The organism is Microbacterium sp. (genome assembly GCF_011620665.1).
Taxonomy (GTDB): Bacteria; Actinomycetota; Actinomycetes; order Actinomycetales; family Microbacteriaceae; genus Microbacterium.
In genome coordinates, this window is sequence record NZ_WOYQ01000069.1 from 1 (window position 1) to 19767 (window position 19767).

The following is a 19767-nucleotide window of genomic DNA, read 5'->3' on the forward strand; positions in this document are numbered from 1 at the left end:
AGATGCTCTACCTCGCGATGGAGGACTTCCGCATCGACATCATGGTCGGCAAGGGTGCGGGGGCCACGAGCATCCCACTGGATCTGGCCCCGTTCACCCTCGTCGGTGCGACGACCAGATCAGGGATGCTGCCCAATCCGCTCCGCGACCGCTTCGGCTTCACGGCTCACCTGGAGTACTACGAACCGCGCGAGCTCGAAGACGTCATCGCGCGCTCGGCGACCGTCCTCGGCGTCGGGCTCCCCCCGCTTGCGCGCGCCGAGATCGCCCGGCGCTCGCGCGGCACGCCTCGCATCGCGAACCGCCTGCTCCGGCGTGTCCGCGACTACGTCATCGTGCACGGTGCGGCTGGTGCGGGGCGCGGGGGAGACGCAACAGAACGCGACGTGCAGGCGGCGCTCGAACTGTACGACGTCGATGCCATCGGTCTCGATCGTCTCGACCGAGCAGTTCTGGATGCCGTCGTCCGTCGTTTCCGGGGCGGACCCGTGGGGCTCAACACGCTCGCGGTGACCGTCGGTGAAGAAGCCGAGACGATCGAGTCGGTCGTCGAGCCCTACCTCGTGCGGATCGGATTTCTCGGACGCACGCCGCGCGGCCGAGTCGCGACGCCCGAGGCATACGCTCACCTTCGGGTGCCTCATCCGGACGGGTCGCTTCGGATCGATGACCTATAATCACTGAAGGCTCAACGGCCGATTTTCGCGCTCATCGTCTTCCGCGTCGAGCGCACTCCCCGAAAGGTGTTATCCGCATGGATTGGATTCTGCTCGTCGCCATGGCGGCACTGCTGGGCTTCATGTTCTGGAGTTCCCGTCGGCGCGCAGCACGCCTGAAGACGGAGCAGGAGAACAAGGCGCGGCAGATGGTGCCCGGTGTGAAGGTGCTTCTGCAGGGCGGGCTATACGGAACCCTCACCTCGTACGACCCCGAGGACCTGTCCGCGTCAGCCGAGGTCGAGCTGGCCCCCGGCGTGGTCGTCGAGGTGCACAGCCAGGCGATCGTGCGCGTCGTCGACCCCGAAGCCGAGGAGATCTCCGAGGAGGAGTTCGCCGAGGATCAGGAGGAGCAGGCCGAATACGAGGCCGACGTCGCGGAGGGGCTCATCGCTCCGGCGGAAGGTCGGCCCGTCGCCGGTGAAGAAGCACCCAAGGCCTGACCCGCGCGCCGTCCGCGCGTACGGACTACTCCAAGAAAGCTGACCCTCCGTGGCCACACCCACCCCTGTTCGCCACGCTCGGCGCGCACTGACCGGCCTTCTGATCGTCACTGCGGTGCTCTTCGGCGTCAACGCGCTGGGCGTGTACGGCTTCGGCAAGAGTTCGTGGACTCCTGCGCTTGCGCTCGACCTCCAGGGCGGCACGCAGATCATTCTGCAGGCGAAGACGCCGGACGGCTCGGCGCCCACGAGTGAGCAGATGGATCAGGCTGCGTCGATCATCCGCCAGCGCGTGGATGCTTCCGGTGTCGGCGAGACGGATATCACGACGCAATCGGGCAATCAGATCGTCGTGCAGATCCCGGGGCCGGCCGACGACGAGACGCGCGACCGAATCGCCTCGTCCGCACAGATGCAGTTGCGAGCGGTGCTGTACACCAGCGCCGCGAGCAACCAGTTCGTCGGCGAAGACGGGAATTCGACACCGTACCCGACGCCTGACCCCTCGCTGGAGACGACTCCCACGGCCGTGCCGACGAACGGCAGCGATCCCAGCTGGATCACACCGGCTCTGCAAGCGGAATTCCTGGCGTACGACTGCGCCGACCCCGCGAACGACCCTGCCAACGCCGCCAAAGACCTGCCGCTGATCGCGTGCGAAGGCAACGCGGCGAAGTACCTGCTCGGCCCCGTCGAGCTCGACGGTTCCTCGATTTCGGATGCCACCTTCGGCCTGAACTCCCAGAACAACCAGTGGGCGGTGAACCTGGTCTTCGACGGGGAGGGTACCCAGATCTTCGGCGAGATCAGCCAGCGTCTCTACGCTCTCACGACGCCGCAGAACCAGTTCGCATTCGTTCTCGACGGAGAGGTCATCTCTGCTCCATCGATGAACGGTGTGATTCTCAACGGACAGCCGCAGATCACCGGCAACTTCACGCAGGAGACGGCCAAGACCCTCGCCGATCAGCTGAAATACGGCGCACTGCCGCTCAGCTTCGAGGTGCAGAGCACGAATGCGATCTCGGCGACACTCGGTTCGCAGCAGCTGCAGATCGGGCTCATCGCGGGTCTGATCGGACTGGCGCTCGTCGCGCTCTACTCTCTGATCGTCTACCGTGCTCTCGGTTCCGTGATCATCACGTCGCTGCTCGTGATGGGGGTACTCACCTATATCGCCCTGACCATCCTGGCGTGGCGCATGGGCTTCCGCCTGTCACTGGCGGGCGTGGCCGGTCTCATCGTCACGATCGGATTCACCGCAGACTCCTTCATCGTGTACTTCGAACGCATTAGAGATGAGTTGCGCGACGGCAAGTCGATCACCGGAGCCGTCGAGGATGGCTGGGGGCGCGCGAAGCGCACGATCTACATCTCGAAGTCGATCAACATCCTGGCCGCCGTCGTGTTGTACATCCTGGCCGACGCGACCGTGAAGGGCTTCGCCTTCACACTGGGCCTGACAACGGTGATCGACATCGTGATCTTCATCCTGTTCACGCACCCGGTGCTGCAGCTTCTGGCCCGTACGAAATTCTTCGGCGGCGGACATCCGCTGTCGGGACTGGATCCCGACGCGCTCGGCGCCGTCTACCGAGGGCGCGCGCAGTTCCGCGCGCCCGTGGCTGCGGCCGGCGTGAAGGGCCCGGCCGCGCGCCGAGCGGGCCGCTCGCGGGGCGAAGCCGAACGTCGGCAGACCATTGCCGAGCGCAAGCAGGCCGAGAGCGCGGCCGGGAGCCGCTCGACCGCGGAGAGGGACGACTGATGCGCTCCATGAACCAGCTCGGCAACGACCTCTACACGGGAAAGACCTCGTTCCCGTTCGTCGGTCGCCGGCGCGTGTGGTTCATCATCGCCGCGGTCCTCGTGATCGGCGCCGCCCTGGTGCCGTTCATCCGCCCGGTGCAGTTCTCCATCGAATTCACCGGCGGCTCGCAGTTCACCGTCAACGCGGTCAGCAATCCCGACCAGGCAACGGCGACCGCGGCCGTGCAGGCCGTCGTGCCAGGGGCCACGACGAAGGTCACGACGATAGGCGCGGACGCCATTCGAGTGCAAACCGATCAGATGACCGAGACCGAGACCCGCGACGTCACCGCCGCCCTCGCGGAGCAGTTCGGTGTGACCATCGCGCAGGTGAGCTCATCGTTCATCGGACCCAGCTGGGGACAGGACGTCACGCGGCAGTCGCTGTGGGGTCTGGCAATCTTCCTCGCCCTGACCTTCGTCATCCTCGCGGTCTACTTCCGCACGTGGAAGATGTCGGTGGCCGCAATCATCGGTTTGGTAGATGTGCTTGTGATCACGGTCGGCGTATACGCGCTGTTCGGTTTCGAGATCTCCCCGGCGGCTGTGATCGGATTCCTCACGATCCTGTCCTACTCGCTCTACGACACGACCGTCGTCTTCGACAAGATCCGAGAAAACACTCACGAAGACGGTGAAGGATCAACGCGCACGTTCGCCGAGTCCGTCAACCTCGCCGTCAACCAGACCCTGATCCGATCGATCAACACGACCGTCGTCGCGGCGATTCCGACCGGCGCGATCCTCTTCATCGGCGCTCTCTGGCTCGGCGCGCAGACGCTCACCGACATTTCACTGTCGATCTTCGTCGGCACGATCGTCGCAGCCTATTCGACCTTGTTCGTCGCCGCGCCCCTGTACTCGCTGCTCCGCGAGAACGAGCCGGCGCTCAAGGAGCGCGACGCCCGTATCGTGGCCGCGCGCGCGGACGCGACGACTTCCGTCTGAAATCCCGGGGTTCGGCGCGGGCATAGGATTGGGAGATTCGACAAGGGTTCCGCACGGGGGTCCATGAGGCGGAGGTGATCGATTGACCGAAACGTCGTCGCCGCCCTCCCAGAACCCGCCCCAGAGCTCATCGCTGCGGCGCCTGGTTCCCCGGATCTTCTCGCGAGCGCCCGCGCGCGACGGTGTCGAACAGCTCATCCGCACCGTCCGCACGCACCACCCCAAGAGTGACGTCGCCATCATCGAGCAGGCCTACCAGGTTGCCGAGCGGGCGCACGCGTCCCAGAAGCGACAGAGTGGTGAGCCCTACATCACGCACCCGCTCGCAGTGGCGCATATCCTCGCCGACCTGGGGCTCGGGCCGCGTGCGATCGCCGCAGCGCTTCTTCACGACACCGTCGAAGACACCGACTACAGCCTGGAACAGCTGACGAGCGAATTCGGCGATGAAGTCGCCATGCTTGTTGACGGTGTCACCAAACTCGACAAGGTCAAGTACGGTGACGCGGCCCAGGCCGAGACGGTGCGCAAGATGATCATCGCGATGTCCAAGGACATCCGAGTCCTTCTCATCAAGCTGGCAGATCGTCTGCACAACGCGCGCACTTGGGGCTTCGTCCCGCCCGAGAAGGCCGCCAGGAAGGCGACCGAGACGCTCGAGATCTATGCGCCGCTGGCCAATCGTCTCGGCATCCAGGCGATCAAGAGCGAACTCGAAGAGCTGTCTTTCGCGGTGTTGCACCCCAAGCTCTACGCCGAGATCGACAGCCTCGTCACGCAGCGCACACCGCAACGTGAGCAATATGTGCAGACGGTCATCGACGCTGTCGAGCAGGATCTCCGAGACCTCCGAATCCGAGGCCGGATCATGGGTCGCCCCAAGCAGTTGTACTCGGTGTATCAGAAGATGGTCGTGCGCGGCCGCGAGTTCGACGACATCTACGACCTCATCGGCATCCGCGTGCTCGTCGGGACCGTCCGCGACTGCTACGCCGTGCTCGGATCGATCCATGCGCGCTGGACGCCCCTGCCCGGACGGTTCAAGGACTACATCGCCACGCCGAAGTTCAATCTCTACCAGTCGCTCCACACGACGGTCATCGGCCCGGGCGGTCGTACGGTCGAGATTCAGATTCGCACGAACGAGATGCATCAGCAGGCCGAGTACGGCGTCGCGGCCCACTGGAAGTACAAGGAGCGCGTCACGGGCGGCAAGACTGAGACGAAGTCGCTCGACACCGATATGGCCTGGCTCGCGCACATTTCGGACTGGCAGTCCGAGACAGCCGACCCGGGGGAGTTCCTCGATTCACTGCGCTTTGAAATCGGCGCAAAAGAGGTTTATGTCTTCACGCCGAAGGGACGCATCATCGGCCTGCCGGCCGGCGCGACCCCCGTGGACTTCGCCTACGCCGTGCACACCGAGGTCGGACATCGCACGATGGGTGCAAAGGTCAACGGACGCCTCGTGCCGCTGGAATCGTCGCTCAGCAGCGGTGACGTCGTGGAGGTCTTCACCTCGAAGAACCCGGATGCCGGGCCGAGCCAGGACTGGCTCGCGTTCGTCGCCAGTCCGCGCGCCCGCAGCAAGATCCGCGGCTGGTTCACAAAGGAGCGCCGCGAGGAAGCAGTCGAACAGGGCAAGGATGCCATCGCACGTGCGATGCGCCGCCAGAATCTGCCGCTGCAGCGGTTGATGAACCAGGGCTCGTTCACCGAAGTCGCCCACCAGCTGCGGTACGACGACGTCACGGCGCTCTATGCCGCGGTCGGCGAAGGGCATGTGTCGACGCAGTCGGTGATCGAAAAGGTGACCGCGCAGGTCGGCGCAGAAGAGAGCACCTCGACGGGGGCGATCGAGATCCCGCACGTGGGACGCTCGAAGGTGCCGCGTTCCGGCGATTCGGGTGTGCTGGTGCGCGGCGCGCCGGACATCCTCGTGAAGCTTGCGAAGTGCTGCACACCCGTGCCGGGCGACGAGATCGTCGGCTTCGTCACGCGTGGAAGCGGTGTATCTGTACATCGCGCGGACTGCACCAACGTGAAGTCATTGAAGCAAGACACCGAGCGATTGATCGAAGTCACGTGGGCCCCGACGACGAAGAGCATCTTCCTCGTTCAGATCCAGGTCGAGGCACTGGATCGTTCGGCGCTGCTCAGCGATGTCACCCGTGTGCTCAGTGAGCATCACGTCAACATCCTGTCCGCCTCGGTGTCGACCACCAACGACCGCCTCGCGCTCAGCCGGTTCGTGTTCGAGATGGGTGACATCGTCCACCTTGATCGGGTGCTGAATGCGGTCCGACGCATCGACGCTGTCTACGACGTCTACCGTGTGACGTCATCCTGAGATCGATTCTGCGCCGCGCGCCCGCAGGAAGGCGAGCGCGGGACGCTTGAAGTGCATGGGTGGTGCGCTCTCGAGCAGGGCCACGGCCTCGTCCACCAGTTCCGGTCGCCAGATGCGCATCGACTCGACGACCGTCCGGGCGCTCTCGTCACCGTGGCAGAGATCGCGGACCAGATCAGCGAGCGTGCGCGGCGGCGAAGTGACGGCGACCCCGGCGATGAAAACCACGTCACCGCTCGGGACCGGGCGGTCGCGATAGGCAAGGCGCGGGTCGCGCACATGCGCACGAGCGCTCGATAGTCGCTGGACCGTGTGACGCGCCGGCGGAGCGGAGACGGCACCGTGCACCCACGCTGCAGAGACCCGCGTGATCGCGAGGGTCCCGGGAATCAACCGGCCCAGCGACGCTGCTCGCAGGGTGTGGGTCTCAACGGCATCCGTCGGCATGAACGCCTCACCGACGTCGACGAGGTCGCCATCCAGCCGCGCCGCGGTCAACTCGGCGAGCGAGAGGCCCTCGTAGGAGAAGTACAGGAACGGCCAGCTCATGCTGGCAGTGTCTCGCACGCCCATCCGCGCACGGTTGATCGCGGTCTGATTGTGGAGAACCGGCCGCCTCCGTGGCCGGGGGAGAGGAAGTCAGCCGCCGAGAGCCTTCAACCACGCCTTACGCGCATCGAGGGCTTCGGTCGCCTGAGCGATTGCACCCCGGTCGTTCTTGGCCTTCGCGGTCGTCAGCTCTGCCTCGAGATCCGCTATGGACTCGCGCAGCTTCTGGGTCATGTCGTTCTGGCGCGCCTTGGTCTCGGGGTTGTTGCTCTTCCAGTCGGTTTCTTCGCGCTGCTTGATGCCCTGTTCGATCTTGCGCAGCTCGTCGTCGAGGCCGCGCTCGGCCTCGCGCGGGAAGACTCGACCGATCTCGTCCCAGCGACGCTGGATGCGGGTCAGCAGCTGACGCGCTTTGGCGGTGTCCCGTTCCTTCGACACCGCGGCCGCTTCGGCCAGGAGTCCCCGCTTCGCCTCGATCTTCTCCTTCGACGCTTCAGCGTCGGCTTCCTCGCGTCCGGCGCGGGCGGCGTAGAGCGCGTCGCCGGCGGCCTTGAATCGCGCCCACAGCGCGTCGTCGGCCTTCTTGCCCGCGCGACCGGCGCCTTTCCACTGGTCCAGCAGCAGCCGGTAGTCGGCGATACCGTCCTCGCCCTTGCTCACGAGCGCCTCTGCGCGCTCCACCAGCTTCGCCTTGCTGTCGCGCGAGGACTTGTGCTGCTCATCCAGATCGGAATAGAACTCGCGGCGATGCTTGTCGAGCGTCGCGCGCGCATCGCGGAAACGTTTCCACAGCTGCTGGCCGATGGTCTTGGGCAGACGCGGACCGGCGGCTTGGTGCTTCTGCCATTCTTCGAAAAGCTCCGTGACCTCGGTTGAGGTCTGCTTCCACTGGATCGACTTCGGATCGCGCGCAGCGATCGACTCGATCCGCTCGACGAGCACCGTCCGTTCGGCGATCGCGGTGTCGACGGCTTCACGCTGCGCTCTGCTCTGTTCCGCTGAGGCCCTGCTGAGCGCCGAATCCAAGCGCGTCAGGCGCGCATCCAGCGCGGCGAAATCACCGACCGCTGACGCGCCGATGACCTTCTCGCGGACGGTCTGAAGAGTACCGCGGAGCTCGGATGCCGATGCGCCGCCGCGGCGGTGGCGTGCCTCGAGCAGAGTCACCTCTCCGGCGAGTTCGAGGAATTTGCGCACGAAGTAGGCCAGCGCTTCCTCCGGCGTGCCGTCGGGGTACTGACCGACTTCGCGCCAGCCGTCGCCATCGCGCACCGAGACGGTCCCGTCGATCTCCACACGGCCGAAGGATGCCGCCGCCAACGCATCAGCTGCCGACGCCGCTGACACGGTGGGTGCAGCCGGCGCGACCGATCGGATCGCGGACGTGGGCTTGCCGGGTACCGCTCGGGGTTTCGGGGGAGTGGTCGGATCCGGTGAGGGCGCGGCTTCTTCGCCGTTCTCGGAGGGAACATCGCCATCAGCCCGCGCTGGGTCGGCCAAGGTCTGCTCGACACCACGGTCGGCGCCCTGATCGGGCACGGCCTCAACGACCGGATCGATCTCTGCGGATGGGGGAGTGGGGACGTCAGTCACGGATAGCACCTCGTCGCGGCGCACGCCGCATGGGGGTTTGGTCGGCTCACAGCCTAGTACGGTGGCCGATTCAGGGAGTGGGAGGGGGAGTCGGGAGGGGCGTCGTCAGGGGTGGCGCGGTGGGGATCGGCGTGGTGGGGATCGGCGTGGAAATGGGCTCTGGCGCGGCCCTCCCGGGACCCAGCGCGTAGTAGGCGACCTGCCCGCCGATGACCGCGAGGATGATCGCCCCGCCAGCGACCCCGGCGACGAGGTTGTCGTGTCGGCGACGGCGCACGATCCCGTCGTGGAACTCCGCCCGCGCCTGATAAAGGCGCGTCCGCTCCTTCGCGACACGCGATTCATTCTTCCCCGCACCCGTCGCCACGGGACCTCCCTCGTTCCCGGAGATCCGGGCTGCACAACGCCTGCCGTGAAGCCTACGTGTGAGCGAGCGCGCGCGACAAACGCGCCCCGTCGGTGGACGCGACTAACCTGGTCGGGTGGTATCGACATCCGCTCTGTTCCAGGGCCAGACCCCCTTGGCGGTGCGGATGAGGCCGGTTTCGCTTGATGAGGTCGCCGGTCAGGCTCATCTCTTGCACCCTGGCTCGCCGCTCGTCGCGCTCGCAGACCCGGAGGGCGCCTCCCGCACGGCCGTGTCGGTGATTCTCTGGGGCCCGCCGGGCACGGGGAAGACGACCCTGGCGCAAGCGATCGCCCGAACCTCCGGGCGCCGTTTCATCGAGCTCTCGGCGGTCACGGCAGGCGTGAAGGACGTCCGCGAGGTCATGCAGGAAGCCATGACTCAGCGCGACCTCTACGGCGCGTCGACGATCCTCTTCCTCGATGAGATTCATCGCTTCACAAAGGCCCAGCAGGACGCACTGCTGCCCGGAGTAGAGAACGGCTGGGTCATCCTCATCGCGGCGACCACCGAGAATCCATCCTTCTCGATCATCTCGCCACTGTTGTCGCGCTCACTCCTGTTGACGCTGCAGCCTCTGACCGATGAGGACCTGGGAGTTCTGATCGACCGCGCCGTGACCGATGCGCGCGGGCTCGCCGGTCACGTCAACCTGTCCGTCGAGGCGCGCGCGGCGCTGGTGCAACTCGCGTCGGGCGATGCGCGGCGGGCGCTCACGTCACTCGAAGCCGCGGCATCCATGGTCGATGCCGTTTCAGATCCGGAGGCCACCACCGGGAGGGTCGACGAGGCGGATGCCGTGCCCACCGTCACCAGGGACCACGTCGCACGGGCAGTCGATCGCGCCCTCCTGCGCTACGACCGTCAGGGCGACGAGCACTACGACGTGATCAGCGCGTTCATCAAATCGATTCGCGGATCCGACGCCGATGCCGCCGTGCACTACCTGGCACGCATGATCGAAGCGGGGGAGGACCCGCGATTCATCGCGCGGCGCCTCGTGATCTCAGCCTCCGAGGACATCGGTCTGGCCGATCCCCAGGCGCTGCAGATCGCCGTGGCCGCCGCCGACGCGGTCGCCTTCATCGGCATGCCGGAGGGGCGCATCCCCCTGGCCGAAGCGACTGTCTACCTCGCGACGACAGCGAAGTCCAACGCCGTCTACTCCGCGATCGACGCCGCGATCGCCGATGTGCGCACCGGTGGCTTCGGGCGCGTGCCCACCCATCTGCGTGACAGCCACTACCCGGGCTCGAAGCGTCTGGGGCACGGCGAGGGCTACGTCTACCCGCACGATCTGGAGATCGGCATCGCGGCGCAACAGTACCTGCCCGACGAACTGCGCGGCCGCCGCTACTACGAGCCCACGGCGCACGGGCTCGAGCGAGATATCTCCGCGCGGGTCGAGAAGATCCGGAAGATCCTGGGGGAGTGAGCCTCGAGACGGCGGAGGTGGCCTGTGCTCTCTCCAGTGACCGTCCCGCGCAGCGGTCGAGAGACCTCTGATACCCTGGGAGGGCTCGGAACCATGTTTTCGGGCATCCCCCTCTTCTGACACAGACCTCTCGGCGTGCCCCGGCGTGCAGTTTCGAGCAGGGCGAGGAGCGGGAGATACGTCCGCAGGCCGTGATGGTCACGGCCGCGTGAAGGAAGGAACACTTCGTGGCTACGAAGTCCCAGGACCGCCGCAAGGTGCGTCTGTCGCGATCCCTCGGCATCGCGTTGACCCCCAAGGCAGCCAAATACCTCGAGAAGCGGCCGTACGCTCCCGGCGAGCACGGCCGCTCGAAGCGCAAGCAGGACAGCGACTTCGCCGTCCGCCTCCGCGAGAAGCAGCGCCTGCGCGAGCAGTACGGCATCCGCGAGAAGCAGATGCGCAACACCTTCAACGAGGCCCGCCGCAAGGACGGCCTGACCGGTGAGAACCTGGTCGAGCTGCTCGAAATGCGCCTGGACGCCCTCGTCTTGCGTTCGGGCTTCGCCCGGACCACCGCGCAGGCGCGCCAGCTCGTCGTGCATCGCCACATCCTCGTGGACGGCCAGCTCGTCGACCGCCCGTCGTTCCGCGTGAAGCCGGGTCAGCTCATCCACGTCAAGCCCAAGAGCGAAGGCACCGAGCCCTTCCAGGTCGCAGCCGCCGGCGGTCACGCCGAGGTCCTGCCCCCGGTTCCCTCGTACCTCTCGGTCGAGCTCGACAAGCTCCAGGCGCGCCTCGAGCGTCGCCCGAAGCGCGCAGAGGTCCCCGTGACCTGCGACGTTCAACTCGTGGTGGAGTACTACGCGGCGCGGTGAGCGGCCCACGGCGCTGCTGGGCGGCGCGCCAACGCTTCCGCGTCACCACCGTCCTGCCGAAGGGCGCCGGTCCATCCGGCGCCCTTCGGCATTTCCGCATAACATGGATTCCATGCAAAAGATCGCGTGGTTCGTGCTGGGCATCGCCGGTGGTTTCATCGCCGCTCATCTGGTCAACAGGGATCCGCGCGGCCACGAGGTACTCGCCGACGTCGACGCCCGCATCAGCGAGTTCACCGACCGCATCGGCGAGGCGTACCGTGCGCAGGAGACGAAGATCGACGGCCTGGTCGCTGATGTGAAGGGCGCAGCGGCGGGCGCTGTGGACGCCGCGAAGAGCGTGGCGGCCGATGCGAAGGATGCCGCGGGCGACGCTGTCGAGACGGTTGCGGATGCCGTCCGCGACACCGCGGCCAAGCTCACCGACTGATCGCTCCCACCCGGACGCCCCGACGGCGACTGGTGCCGTACGCACGCCCGAGGACCCCATGAAGACCGCCGAGATCGCAGAGCGTTACCTGAACTACTTCGAAAAGAACGGGCACTCCATCGTGCCGTCCGCATCGCTGGTCACCGATGATCCCGCGCTCCTGTTCACGGTGGCGGGAATGGTTCCCTTCATCCCGTATCTGAGCGGCGACGTGCCGGCCCCGTATCGCCGTGTGGCCGACAATCAGAAGTGCATTCGCACCCTCGATATCGAAGAAGTCGGCAAGACGCCGCGGCACGGCACCTTCTTCCAGATGCTCGGCAACTGGTCCTTCGGCGACTACTTCAAGGAAGGCGCGATCCGCTATGCGTGGGAGCTGCTCACCGGTGCGGAGGACGAGGGTGGCCTCGCCTTCGATCCGAAGGACCTGTGGGTCACCGTCTACGAAGAGGACGACGAAGCACACGATCTTTGGCTGCGTCTGACCGACCTGCCCGAAGAGCGCATCCAGCGACTGGGCAAGGAGACCAATTACTGGTCCACCGGTCTTCCCGGGCCCGCCGGGCCCTGCTCCGAGATCTTCTTCGACCGCGGCCCTGCCTACGGTGTCGACGGCGGCCCGGCCACGGACGATGACCGCTACGTCGAGATCTGGAACCTCGTGTTCATGCAGTACCAGATCACCAACGTCCGTTCGAAGTACGACTTCGATGTCGTGGGCGAACTGCCCGCGAAGAACATCGACACCGGCATGGGTCTCGAGCGCATTGCGTTCATCAAGCAGGGTGTCGACAACATGTACGAGACCGACCAGGTCCGCCCGGTTCTGGATGCCGCCGTCCAGCTCTCCGGCAAGACCTATGGTGCACAGCACGAGGACGACGTCCGCTTCCGCGTCGTCGCCGACCACATCCGCTCCTCGCTCATGCTGCTTTCTGACGGCGTGACCCCCTCCAACGAGGGCCGTGGCTACATCCTGCGGCGGCTGATGCGCCGCGCAATCCGTGCGATGCGCCTCCTGGGAGTGGAGGGCCCGACCTTTGGTGTGCTGTTCGCGGCATCCCGCGATGCGATGAAGGGGGCGTACCCGGTCGTCGAGTCCGACTATGAACGCCTCGAGCAGTACGCCCTCGCCGAGGAGGCGACGTTCCTCCGCACACTCGCGGCCGGATCCGAGCTGCTCGATGAGTCGCTCATACAGGCGAAGGATGCCGGAGGCGCCCAGCTCTCCGGATCGCAGGCGTTCCTGCTCCACGACACCTACGGCTTCCCGATCGACCTGACACTGGAGATCGCCGAAGAAGCAGGGCTGTCGGTCGACCGGGCCGCGTTCGACGCGCTCATGCATGAGCAACGGGCTCGTGCGAAGGCCGATGCGCGCTCTCGCAAGCGTCAGCTCGCCGACACGAGCGTCTACCGTGCGTTCCGCGCACCGGGCGAGACGATCTTCACCGGATTCACCGAGCTCGAGACGCAGTCGAGCGTGCTGGGCCTGCTGGTGGATGGTCAGCCCGCTCAGCGGGCGAGCCAGGGACAGATCGCCGAAGTGATCCTCGCCGAGACAGCCCTCTACGCCGAGTCCGGCGGGCAGGTCGCCGATCGCGGAGTCATCGTCGGTCCCGGCTTCGAGCTCGAAGTCCTCGACGTGCAGAAGCCGGTTCCCGGCCTCATCAGCCACACCGTCGAGGTCATTTCCGGAGAAGTCGGTGTCGGTCAATCCGCTTCGACCGTCGTGGATGCCGTCAATCGCCGTGCCGCCCAGCAGGCGCATTCCGCGACTCACCTCGTGCACGCTGCCCTGCGCGACACGCTCGGGCGGAGTGCGACCCAGGCGGGATCGCTGAACCGTGCCGGCTACATGCGGTTCGACTTCTCCTGGGGTCAGGCACTCTCGGAGGCCACGAAGACCGAGATCGAGGAGATCGCCAACGCGGCGATCCGCGACAATCTCGCGGTGACCACGCGCATCCTGCCGCTGGCGGAAGCCAAAGAGCTCGGCGCAATGGCGCTGTTCGGAGAGAAGTACGGCGAGACGGTGCGCATGGTCGACATCGGCGGACCGTGGTCGCGTGAACTCTGCGGCGGCACGCACGTGGCATCGAGCGCCGAGATCAGTCTGATCAGCCTCGTGGGCGAGTCCTCCGTGGGCGCCTCGAACCGCCGTGTGGAAGCACTCGTCGGTCTCGACGCCTTCCGCGAGCTCGCCGCCGAACGAGCGCTTGTCTCCCATCTGTCGAGCGCGCTGAAGACGCCCAAGGACCAGCTGGCGGACCGTATTTCGGAGCTGGCGGCGAGCCTGAAGGCCGCTGAGAAGAAGATCGCGCAGTTCGAGGCGAAAGCCCTCGGCGAACGGCTTCCCGAGATCGTCGGGACTGCGCGGGATGTCGGCGGGTTCCGGGTCATCGCGCAGTCGATCGGCTCCGTTGCGTCGGCCGATGATCTTCGGGCTCTGGCGCTGCAGGCGCGTGAGCGCCTCGGGTCGCAGGCCGGTGTCGTCGTGCTCGGCGCCATCGTCGGTGAGCGGCCGGTGGTCATCGTCGCGACGAATGAGGCCGCGCGCGCGGCCGGCGCGAAGGCGGGCGTGCTGGCGAAGATCGCCGCATCCGTTCTCGGTGGTGGTGGCGGCGGCCGCGACGACGTCGCTCAGGGCGGTGGCACGGATGCAGCGGCGCTCCCGGCGGCGTTCTCCGCGGTCGTTCGGGACCTCCCGGCGACGGCCGCGTGAATGAATTCCGCCGCGGCGCGCGGCTGGGCATCGACGTGGGCAGAGCCCGCGTCGGCATAGCCCGTTGCGACCCCGACGGCCTGCTGGCGGTGCCGGTCGAGACGATAGCGCGCACAGAAGGCGCACCCGCGCGCATCGCGGAGCTGGCCGAAGAGCACGAGGCGCTCGAGATCCTCGTGGGACTTCCGATCGGCCTGTCCGGCCACGAGACGGCCTCCACGACGGACGCGCGGGACTTCGCCCGCGCGGTGCGCGATGCCAGCAACCGGCCGGTGCGGATGGTGGACGAGCGGTTGAGCACGGTCTCGGCGCACGCCGCGCTGCGTTCTTCCGGGCGCTCGCAGCGTTCGTCTCGTAGCATTGTCGATCAGGTCGCCGCGGTCGTCCTGCTTCAGCAGGCGATCGACGTCGAGAAGAGCACCGGGACCCCGACCGGTGAGCTGCTCTCCGATTCTCAGGAGTCCACCTGATGCCCGAAACCCCGTCGAGCGATGATCACTTCGCGGATCTGCGCAGCCAGCCGCCCGAGCCGGATCATCGGACCTCGGAGAGTCCCGCCATGGCTAGCCCTGCGGATGGAACGCCATCGACCCGCAGAGAGGCGCGTGCCGCCGCTCAGCGCGCGCACGACGCCGCCCGAGTCCCGGCCGCGAACGTCTCCCCGCACGCTGCCGGTCCTGCGACGATTGTGCCGCTGGAAGATCTGTTCGCCGCCGACGCAGGCGCACGTGCGCGCGACGAGCGCGACCGGCGCGACCGGCGCAAGAGCCGCACCGCAGCGTGGCTGGTGTTCGGCGCCATCCTCGCGCTCCTGGGCGGCCTCGCTGCCGCTGGCTTCCAGGTATGGAACACGTACGAAGACGACATCCGCGGCTTCATGGGATGGGAGGAACCGAAGGACTACGATGCCGGCACGGCAACCGGCGACGTCACCGTCACGATCGTCACCGGGGATACCGGCTCGTCGATCTCGCGCACACTGTTCGAGTCGGGCGTGACCAAAACCGCTGACGCGTTCTACGATTACCTCATCAGCTCGGCACAGGATCCCACCTTCCTCCCCGGCGTGTATTCGCTGCAGCAGCAGATGACCTCCGCTGCGGCGCTGGATGCATTGCTGGACCCCGCGAACAAGCGGGAGGACACCGCGCAGCTCCGTGAGGGACTTACCGTCGAGCAAAGCCTGCGCCTGCTCGCGGATGGCATCGGCCTCCCACTGGGTGACCTCGAGGCCGCCGTCGCCGACCCTTCGGCGTACGGTGTCCCGGCGGACTCGCTCGAAGGCTGGCTGTTCCCGGCGACGTACACGTTCGACCCCGAAGTGACGGCCTCGCAGGTCATCCGAACGCTCGTCGACCGCACCCGTACGTCCCTGGACGCCGCGGGCGTGGCGGTCGCCGATCGGCAGCAGATCCTGACGGTCGCATCGATCATCCAGCGCGAGGCCCGGCTCGAGGACGACTTCTACAAAGTGTCGCGCGTCATCGGCAACCGTCTGGCCGACGGCATGAAACTGCAGATGGATTCCACCGCTCAGTTCGGCTTCGATGAGCTGCACGACGGCACCGCCAGTTCATCGGCGGAGGCGCTCGCAGACCAGAATCCGTGGAACACCTACGTCGTCGATGGTCTGCCCGCAGGGCCGATCTCCAACCCGGGTGACATCGCGATCGATGCGGCGATGCATCCGGCCGATGGCAACTGGCTGTACTTCGTCACCTGGAACATGGACACGGGCGAGACGATCTTCTCGGACACGTACGCGGAGCACGAGAAGGCGATCGCACAATGGGACCAGTGGTGCGCAGTCAACGACAATCGCGGATGCTGACGGCATGATACGCCTGGAGGTGTGGGGGGATCCGATCGATCACAGCCTGTCTCCGGTCCTCCACCGAGCCGCGTATGCACAGCTCGGCTGGGAGTGGCGGTACGACCGTCGCCGGGTCGACGCGGCGGGGTTCCGGACGATGCTGAATGACGTTCAGCTTCGAGGAGCGTCGATCACCTTCCCCCTGAAGAACCTGGCGTGGGCGGCGGCCGCCACCCGTGACCGGCGCGCGGAGCTCACCGGCGCCGTGAACACTCTGCTCCTCGATGCGGCGCTCACCGGCGGCGATGGACCGTACGGGTTCAACACGGATGTCGGTGGAATTGTTCGAGACCTTCACGCTCACGGCATCTCCGATGCGGACGCCGCCCGGCTGATCGGCGCCGGTGCGACGGCCACATCCGCCCTGGTGGCACTCGGCGAGCTCGGCATCGAGCACGTCGACGTGCTCGCACGGCGCCCGGACGCCGCGGAACCTCTCCGGGCGCTGGGAGCACGTCTGGGCATGACGGTGACCGTCGCTCCGCTGGAGGCGCCCTCACATCCGTCTCGGCCGCTGACGATCTCGACGCTGCCCGGCGGCACGGTGTTGCCGGATTCCGTCTCGGACGCCGTCGCAGCGGGAGGCGGCGTGCTCTACGACGTCGTCTACGGTCAGTGGCCGACCGCGCTCGCCGCGGCGTGGGAGCGCATGGGGGGCCGCGCGGTCAATGGGCTCGGCATGCTTCTGCACCAGGCTGTGCTGCAGATCCGCATCTTCGCGACCGGGGATCCGGACGAGCCGCTGCCCGACGAGCCATCGGTCGTGGCCGTCATGCGTCGTGCGCTCGTGAAAGACTAGACGGATGCTCCGCGTGCTCACGGCCGGCGAATCGCACGGCCCCGAACTCGTCGCCCTCATGGAGGGACTGCCGGCGGGCGTGCCCATCTCCCGCGCGGCGATCCAGGCCGACCTCGCCCGCCGCAAGCTCGGCGATGGCAGGGGATCGCGAATGAAATTCGAGGAGGACGAGCTCACGATCTCCTCGGGTGTGCGGCACGGGGTGAGCATGGGCAGCCCCATCGCCCTCCGCATCGGAAACACCGAGTGGCCGAAATGGGTCGAGGTCATGGGCGCCGAGCCCGTCGAACTCACCGAGAGGTCGCGCGGGCGCAGCGCTGCGCTCACCCGGCCGCGGCCCGGGCATGCGGATCTCGTCGGTATGCAGAAGTACGGATTCGATGAGGCGCGTCCGATCCTCGAGCGCGCGAGCGCTCGTGAAACCGCCGCTCGCGTCGCGCTCGGGGCAATCGCGCGCGCGTTCCTGGGGGAACTCGGCATCGGACTCGTGAGCCATACCCTGTCGATCGGCACGGTACAGGTGCCCGCGGGAGCCGCGCTGCCCACGCCGGGAGACGTCGAGGTCCTCGACGCCGATCCACTCCGGTGCTTCGACCCCGCCACGTCGGTCGCGATGGTCGAGGAGGTGGACGCCGCTCGTCACGACGGCGACACTCTGGGCGGCATCGTCGAGGTGCTCGCGTACGGCCTGCCGCCGGGCCTCGGCTCGCACGTGCAGTGGGATCGTCGCCTCGACGGCAAGCTCGCGCAGGCGATCATGAGCATACAAGCGATCAAGGGCGTCGAGATCGGCGACGGCTTCGAGACGACGCGCCGCCGGGGATCGGCGGCGCACGACGAGCTGTTCGGGGCGATCGGAGGAATCACGCGATCCACCGACAGGGCTGGTGGCACGGAAGGCGGCATGTCCACCGGGACCGTGCTCCGTGTGCGCGCCGGAATGAAGCCGATCGCGACGGTGCCGCACGCGCTGCGGACGATCGACGTCGCGACGGGGGAAGCTGCCACGGCCCATCATCAGCGATCGGATGTCTGCGCCGTTCCGGCGGCGGGGGTCGTCGCCGAGGCGATGGTGGCGATCGTTCTGGCTCAGGCGATGCTGGAGAAATTCGGCGGCGACTCGGTGCCGGAGACCCGACGAAACCTTGAGTCCTATCTCGCCGCGATCCCGGACGGGCTTCGCAGCGCCCCCGGCAGCGACGCCACACTCGGATGAGGGAACCTGCGATCGTCCTCGTCGGCCCGATGGGCGCCGGGAAGACGAGCGTCGGCCGTCGCGTGGCCCGCGCCCTGCAGCTCCCGTTCGCCGACACCGACAGGATCGTCGTGCGCGACAACGGTCCGATCGCCGCGCTGTTCCAGAGCCATGGAGAAGAGCACTTCCGCGCCGCCGAGCGGGCGGCCGTGCGCGAGGCCCTCGCGGCCGGCGGCGTCGTCGCACTCGGGGGCGGTGCGGTGCTCGATGCCGACACGCGCGCCGACCTGACCCATCACCGCGTCGTCCTTCTGACCGTCCGGCCGCGCATCGTCGCCGCGCGTATCGGCGGGGACGCGCGCCCACTCCTGAGCGGTGAAGATCCCGTTGGCCGCTGGACCCGGATCTTCGACGAGCGCAGACCGATCTACGAGAGCATCGCCGATGTCACCTTCGACACCTCAAGCGGGCCGCTCGCAGACATCGTCACGAAGATCACGGACTGGGTGCGCGAGGACTCGGGCATCGTGAGCGGTGACCCGGAGGAAGACGAATGACCGAGACGACCACGATCCGCGTGAGCGGCGACAGCGAGTACGACATCCGGATCGGCCGCGGCATCCTCGGCGACGTCGCCGGTTCGCTCGCCCCCACAGTCCGGAAGGTCCTCATCGTCCACCCACCGACGCTCACCGAAGCCGCCGGTCGGCTTCGCGAGAGCCTCCAGTCGACAGGTGAGCGGCAGGTGCTGCTCGCCGAGATCCCCGATGCAGAACAGGGCAAACGGGTCGAGGTCGCTGCCTTCTGCTGGCAGGTGATGGGTCAGGCCGACTTCACCCGCACCGACGCCGTCGTCGGGTTCGGCGGCGGAGCGGTCACCGACCTCGCCGGATTCGTCGCAGCCACCTGGCTGCGCGGCGTCCAGATCGTGCAGGTGCCGACGACCATCCTCGCGATGGTGGATGCTGCCGTCGGCGGGAAGACCGGCATCAATACGGCGGAAGGAAAGAACCTCGTCGGTGCCTTCTGGGCTCCGCGGGCGGTGATCTGCGATCTCGACCTGCTCGATTCGTTGAGTGAGCACGAGCGCGTCGCGGGATTCGCCGAAGTCGTCAAGGCCGGATTCATCTGGTATCCCGAGATCCTGGATCTCATCGAGACGGATCCGAACGCGGTCGTCGACCCGCGCAGCGACGCGTTCCGGCGCTGCATCGAGCTGGCGATCGAGATGAAGGCTCGGGTCGTCGGCGACGACCTCCGTGAGGCCGGGCTGCGCGAGATCCTCAACTACGGCCACACGCTGGGCCACGCGATCGAACACGCCGAGCGGTATCGCTGGCGGCACGGCGCCGCCATCTCGGTCGGCATGCTCTTCGCCGCCGAGCTCTCGCGATTGGCCGGGAGACTGCCGGATGCCGCCGCGCAACGCCACCGGGACATCCTCGAGCTCCTGGGCCTTCCGACGACCTATCGCGCCGGTGCATGGCAGCAGCTCCTGGCAACGATGCAGCGCGACAAGAAGAGCAGGGGTGGGATGCTGCGCTTCATCGTGCTCGACGACATCGGCAAGCCCACCGTCCTGCAGGCGCCCGACGAGTCACTGCTGTTCGCCGCTTACCAGGAAGTCACCGAATGAGACGCG

Annotated in this window: 18 protein-coding genes; 15 read left to right on the forward strand and 3 right to left on the reverse strand. The window is 67.1% G+C overall.

What is annotated here, in order from left to right; translation table 11 throughout:
* The 5 genes from ruvB to QZV81_RS08555 all read left to right on the forward strand — a co-directional run.
* On the forward strand, window positions 1-677 hold a 677-nt coding region (ruvB, locus tag QZV81_RS08535; RefSeq protein ID WP_292835743.1), incomplete at its 5' end, for a Holliday junction branch migration DNA helicase RuvB.
* Between the two features lie 77 nt (window positions 678-754).
* Entirely contained in the window at window positions 755-1159 is a 405-nt protein-coding gene (locus tag QZV81_RS08540; protein ID WP_292835746.1) for a preprotein translocase subunit YajC, read from the forward strand.
* A gap of 49 nt (window positions 1160-1208) precedes the next feature.
* On the forward strand, window positions 1209-2924 hold the full coding sequence (secD, locus tag QZV81_RS08545; protein ID WP_292835750.1) for a protein translocase subunit SecD: 1716 nt from the start codon (window positions 1209-1211) through the stop codon (window positions 2922-2924).
* Window positions 2924-3913, forward strand: a complete 990-nt coding sequence (secF, locus tag QZV81_RS08550; protein ID WP_292835753.1) for a protein translocase subunit SecF — start codon at window positions 2924-2926, stop codon at window positions 3911-3913. Before secD ends, secF begins: the two co-directional genes overlap by 1 nt.
* An 82-nt stretch (window positions 3914-3995) precedes the next feature.
* Window positions 3996-6263, forward strand: a complete 2268-nt coding sequence (locus QZV81_RS08555; RefSeq protein ID WP_292835756.1) for a bifunctional (p)ppGpp synthetase/guanosine-3',5'-bis(diphosphate) 3'-pyrophosphohydrolase — start codon at window positions 3996-3998, stop codon at window positions 6261-6263.
* Here QZV81_RS08555 and QZV81_RS08560 read toward each other — a convergent pair.
* The 3 genes from QZV81_RS08560 to QZV81_RS08570 all read right to left on the reverse strand — a co-directional run bounded on the left by QZV81_RS08560 (window position 6255) and on the right by QZV81_RS08570 (window position 8772).
* Window positions 6255-6812, reverse strand: a complete 558-nt coding sequence (locus QZV81_RS08560) for an SAM-dependent methyltransferase (RefSeq protein WP_292835759.1) — start codon at window positions 6810-6812, stop codon at window positions 6255-6257. The genes QZV81_RS08555 and QZV81_RS08560 overlap by 9 nt on opposite strands.
* A 90-nt stretch (window positions 6813-6902) precedes the next feature.
* On the reverse strand, window positions 6903-8405 hold the full coding sequence (locus QZV81_RS08565) for a DUF349 domain-containing protein (protein WP_292835762.1): 1503 nt from the start codon (window positions 8403-8405) through the stop codon (window positions 6903-6905).
* A gap of 70 nt (window positions 8406-8475) precedes the next feature.
* Window positions 8476-8772 carry a dioxygenase gene (locus tag QZV81_RS08570; protein ID WP_292835765.1) on the reverse strand — a complete coding sequence of 99 codons (297 nt, stop codon included), beginning with the start codon at window positions 8770-8772 and terminating at the stop codon, window positions 8476-8478.
* Window positions 8773-8887: 115 nt separating this feature from the next.
* Between QZV81_RS08570 and QZV81_RS08575 the strand changes: the two genes are divergently transcribed.
* The 10 genes from QZV81_RS08575 (at window position 8888) to aroB (ending at window position 19761) form a co-directional block, all read left to right on the forward strand.
* The gene (locus QZV81_RS08575; RefSeq protein WP_292835768.1) at window positions 8888-10246 is read left to right on the forward strand and encodes a replication-associated recombination protein A; all 1359 of its coding nucleotides are present in this window, start codon (window positions 8888-8890) and stop codon (window positions 10244-10246) included.
* Between the two features lie 227 nt (window positions 10247-10473).
* A complete protein-coding gene (gene rpsD, locus QZV81_RS08580) occupies window positions 10474-11103 on the forward strand; it encodes a 30S ribosomal protein S4 (RefSeq protein ID WP_292835771.1) in 630 nt (209 codons plus the stop codon).
* 112 nt (window positions 11104-11215) lie between these two features.
* Window positions 11216-11533 carry an ATPase gene (locus QZV81_RS08585; RefSeq protein WP_292835774.1) on the forward strand — a complete coding sequence of 106 codons (318 nt, stop codon included), beginning with the start codon at window positions 11216-11218 and terminating at the stop codon, window positions 11531-11533.
* Window positions 11534-11591: 58 nt separating this feature from the next.
* Complete coding sequence (alaS, locus tag QZV81_RS08590; protein WP_292835777.1) at window positions 11592-14258, forward strand: alanine--tRNA ligase; 2667 nt, start codon at window positions 11592-11594, stop codon at window positions 14256-14258.
* Window positions 14255-14728, forward strand: coding sequence for a Holliday junction resolvase RuvX (gene ruvX / locus QZV81_RS08595; RefSeq protein ID WP_292835780.1), 474 nt, complete (start codon window positions 14255-14257; stop codon window positions 14726-14728). Before alaS ends, ruvX begins: the two co-directional genes overlap by 4 nt.
* An 89-nt stretch (window positions 14729-14817) precedes the next feature.
* Window positions 14818-16089, forward strand: coding sequence for an endolytic transglycosylase MltG (gene mltG / locus QZV81_RS08600; RefSeq protein WP_292835783.1), 1272 nt, complete (start codon window positions 14818-14820; stop codon window positions 16087-16089).
* A gap of 4 nt (window positions 16090-16093) precedes the next feature.
* Window positions 16094-16930 (forward strand): shikimate dehydrogenase, encoded by an 837-nt coding sequence (locus QZV81_RS08605; RefSeq protein ID WP_292835786.1) that lies wholly within the window; start codon window positions 16094-16096, stop codon window positions 16928-16930.
* Between the two features lie 4 nt (window positions 16931-16934).
* The gene (gene aroC / locus QZV81_RS08610; protein WP_292835788.1) at window positions 16935-18146 is read left to right on the forward strand and encodes a chorismate synthase; all 1212 of its coding nucleotides are present in this window, start codon (window positions 16935-16937) and stop codon (window positions 18144-18146) included.
* A complete protein-coding gene (locus tag QZV81_RS08615) occupies window positions 18143-18682 on the forward strand; it encodes a shikimate kinase (RefSeq protein ID WP_292835791.1) in 540 nt (179 codons plus the stop codon). The genes aroC and QZV81_RS08615 overlap by 4 nt, the downstream gene beginning before the upstream one ends.
* A complete protein-coding gene (gene aroB, locus QZV81_RS08620; protein ID WP_292835794.1) occupies window positions 18679-19761 on the forward strand; it encodes a 3-dehydroquinate synthase in 1083 nt (360 codons plus the stop codon). The genes QZV81_RS08615 and aroB overlap by 4 nt, the downstream gene beginning before the upstream one ends.
* Window positions 19762-19767: the final 6 nt, after the last annotated feature.

Bases quoted from the DNA above. Each gene is read 5' to 3' on its own strand.
- QZV81_RS08540 (WP_292835746.1), top strand. From the start codon at position 755: ATGGATTGGATTCTGCTCGTCGCCATGGCGGCACTGCTGGGCTTCATG.
- secF (WP_292835753.1), top strand. From the start codon at position 2,924: ATGCGCTCCATGAACCAGCTCGGCAACGACCTCTACACGGGAAAGACC.
- QZV81_RS08560 (WP_292835759.1), bottom strand. From the start codon at position 6,812: ATGAGCTGGCCGTTCCTGTACTTCTCCTACGAGGGCCTCTCGCTCGCC.
- QZV81_RS08585 (WP_292835774.1), top strand. From the start codon at position 11,216: ATGCAAAAGATCGCGTGGTTCGTGCTGGGCATCGCCGGTGGTTTCATC.
- alaS (WP_292835777.1), top strand. From the start codon at position 11,592: ATGAAGACCGCCGAGATCGCAGAGCGTTACCTGAACTACTTCGAAAAG.
- mltG (WP_292835783.1), top strand. From the start codon at position 14,818: ATGGCTAGCCCTGCGGATGGAACGCCATCGACCCGCAGAGAGGCGCGT.
- QZV81_RS08605 (WP_292835786.1), top strand. From the start codon at position 16,094: ATGATACGCCTGGAGGTGTGGGGGGATCCGATCGATCACAGCCTGTCT.
- aroC (WP_292835788.1), top strand. From the start codon at position 16,935: ATGCTCCGCGTGCTCACGGCCGGCGAATCGCACGGCCCCGAACTCGTC.
- QZV81_RS08615 (WP_292835791.1), top strand. From the start codon at position 18,143: ATGAGGGAACCTGCGATCGTCCTCGTCGGCCCGATGGGCGCCGGGAAG.
- aroB (WP_292835794.1), top strand. From the start codon at position 18,679: ATGACCGAGACGACCACGATCCGCGTGAGCGGCGACAGCGAGTACGAC.